The sequence below is a fragment of the Acidisphaera rubrifaciens HS-AP3 genome, assembly GCF_000964365.1.
GTDB classification, from domain to species: Bacteria; Pseudomonadota; Alphaproteobacteria; order Acetobacterales; family Acetobacteraceae; genus Acidisphaera; species Acidisphaera rubrifaciens.
Genome location: NZ_BANB01000568.1, coordinates 1 through 2,461, shown reverse-complemented (window position 1 = coordinate 2,461; position 2,461 = coordinate 1). Strand labels below are relative to the sequence as shown.

Annotated in this window: 3 protein-coding genes; all 3 read left to right on the top strand. The window is 65.5% G+C overall.

Annotation, left to right across the window (positions count from 1 at the left end):
- The coding region (locus B8460_RS14770) for a tyrosine-type recombinase/integrase (protein ID WP_048862375.1) at positions 1-769 on the top strand (769 nt) is incomplete at its 5' end.
- Between the two features lie 745 nt (positions 770-1,514).
- Complete coding sequence (locus tag B8460_RS23780; protein ID WP_084623692.1) at positions 1,515-1,763, top strand: helix-turn-helix transcriptional regulator; 249 nt, start codon at positions 1,515-1,517, stop codon at positions 1,761-1,763.
- A 198-nt stretch (positions 1,764-1,961) separates the two neighbouring features.
- Complete coding sequence (locus B8460_RS21080; protein WP_148360623.1) at positions 1,962-2,360, top strand: hypothetical protein; 399 nt, start codon at positions 1,962-1,964, stop codon at positions 2,358-2,360.
- The last annotated feature ends 101 nt before the right edge of the window (positions 2,361-2,461 follow it).

Below are 2,461 nucleotides of genomic sequence, written 5' to 3'. Positions count from 1 at the left end.
CATCGACACCGACCATGTCCTTCGCGTGCTGCAACCGATCTGGGCTGAACGCACCGAGACAGCAAATCGGGTGCGCGGCCGCGTTGAGGCGGTTCTTGACTGGGCCGCCGCATGGGGCCTGCGCGCAGGCGCCAATCCAGCCAGGTGGCGCGGCCACCTCGATAAGCTGCTGCCAGCGCGCAGCCGTGTGCAGCGCGTCACCCATCATGCAGCTTTGCCGTATGCGGATATGCCAGCGTTCATGCAATCCCTTCGTGAGCAGTCGGGCCTCGCGGCGCGCGGCCTGGAGCTGCAGATACTGACCGCGGCACGCTCGGGCGAGGTCCTGGGTGCGACCTGGGACGAGTTCCAGCTCAAGGCCGGGCTATGGGTGGTGCCCGCGACGCGCATGAAGGCGCGGCGCGAGCATCGTGTCGCCCTGTCTTCGCCGGCGCTGTCGCTGCTCGACAGGTTGCGTGAGACAGCCACAGGCGAGCACGTGCTGCCCGGCCGCCGGCAAGGTGCGCCGCTGTCCAACATGGCTTTCGCCCAGCTCCTGCGCCGCATGGGGCATGACGACATAACCGCGCATGGTTTCAGGAGCAGCTTCCGGGACTGGGTTGCCGAGCAGACGACCTATCCGCGCGAGCTGGCCGAGATGGCGCTGGCGCACGTGATCAGCGACAAGGTAGAGGCGGCATATCGACGCGGCGACATGCTTCAGCGTCGTCATGCGATGATGGAAGACTGGGCGCGTTTCTGTCAGGGCACGGATGCCGCGCCGGGCTGATCAAACCGCGCATCGGGCAGATGCCGCGGCAAAGATCAGCACGCTGGACAGGATGATTGCTGCGTTGGAGCAGCGGCTCGTCGACCTGAAACGCCAGCGTGCTCGGTTACGTGGCGGCGTCGCCAGTGGGCAGGCGCGGACCGACCCCACCCAGCGGCAACGCATCCGCGCCCGGTTTATTGAATTGCACGGTGCCCACGGCAGCGTCGCAAGCATTGCCGGCGAGTTTCGCCTGACACCTCGTCAGGTCAGCCACGCGGTGCGCGATCTGCGGTCGACCGCGCGTCCAGGCCGGAAGCAAGGGGCGAAGGCTCCAACTGAAGTCGCGAAGCGAAGCAGGGCCGTGTCGGGCCGCGTCGCCTCCGGGACGAAGATGCCGCTTCGCCGTAAACAGCCTCAGGCTCCCGCCAAAAGATCAACGCGGCCTGGCCGCGCGCCTGTTGCCGGGCAAGGGCGCCTGGACCTCTAGCCTAAGCCGAATGTCCGATCACCTCGTGTCCATATCACGTCGTTACGTCGATTTACCTCATGTCTGATTACCCGGCTCGACCCACGCCCGGCGAGCCAGGCAGCGTGTTGCAGCCCTTGTTGAAGCAAAGCGGGCGGAACGATCGGTAACGCTAATCTACTGATTCAGAGCGACTTTTGGAATTTCCACACGGGCGAGGCGATTTTTCCTCTGCGGTCGCGCAGGTCGTGACGAGAGGATCCGAGGCAGCGCAACGACTGCCAAGGACATACAACAATGCCTGCATTTCTACGCTTGCCTGCGGTTCTCGCCCGATACGGCGTGGCTCGGGCGACGGTCTATGCCTGGATGGCAGACGGCCGCTTCCCCGCGGCCGTCAGCCTTGGACCCCGCACCGTGGCATGGCGAGTCAGCGACCTCGAGGCATGGGAGGCAAGCCGGGCCACGGCGCACCCGGCCCGGCCAGCATGCGCCGCGGCACAGTCCACCCACCTTGATGCGTGCACCACCTCTGGTGGGCGGTAGCGCGTGTTTTTCTCAGGGCGTCCAGCGCCGGCGAGCCGGCAACAATCGGGTCCGCATGCCTCAAAGAACGACTCCAGGGAAGAACGGGCGTCAAGGGTCGCGCAGGGCCTGATCGCGGGCGGCATGTCCGGAAGCGATGTATACCGGCGGAGCTTCTGGTTGCCTTCGAGTCCCGCTCTCGGCGGAAGGTTGCTGCACTTGGTGGGTAAACGTCGGAACTGGTCGGGCTTTGCCGACGAGGCGCATCGGCGGGCACAGCGCAATGTCGAGCGCTATGCGGACTTCGCCGAGGAACATGGCATCAGGCGCGTCGTGCTGGCGACAGTTCATCCGGCCGACGCTGAAAATCCGATCGTCAACCTTCGATCATCCCATGCCAAGCTGAGTTCCATCCTATCGACCATCATCCGGCGCCTACGCGAGAAAGCCGGCAGCGCATTTGCGTGCGACATGGTCGCGATCGAGGTTTTGCCAATCAGCGCCAGCGGCGACCGGGTCGCTCTTCATGCCCATCTCGTCATTCGCGCGGCCGACGCCGCGTGCCGCGTGCCGCGTCATGCTGCCGTAAGAGAGAGTTTGTCTGGTGGGACAGCCTGACGGCCGAGTCCGCGCAGGTGGACGCTTCGCCGCTCGCCGCGATACGGTATGCCAGTAAGGCGCTCGATCATGCCGTTCACGACGACGCAACCGGCAGCTTG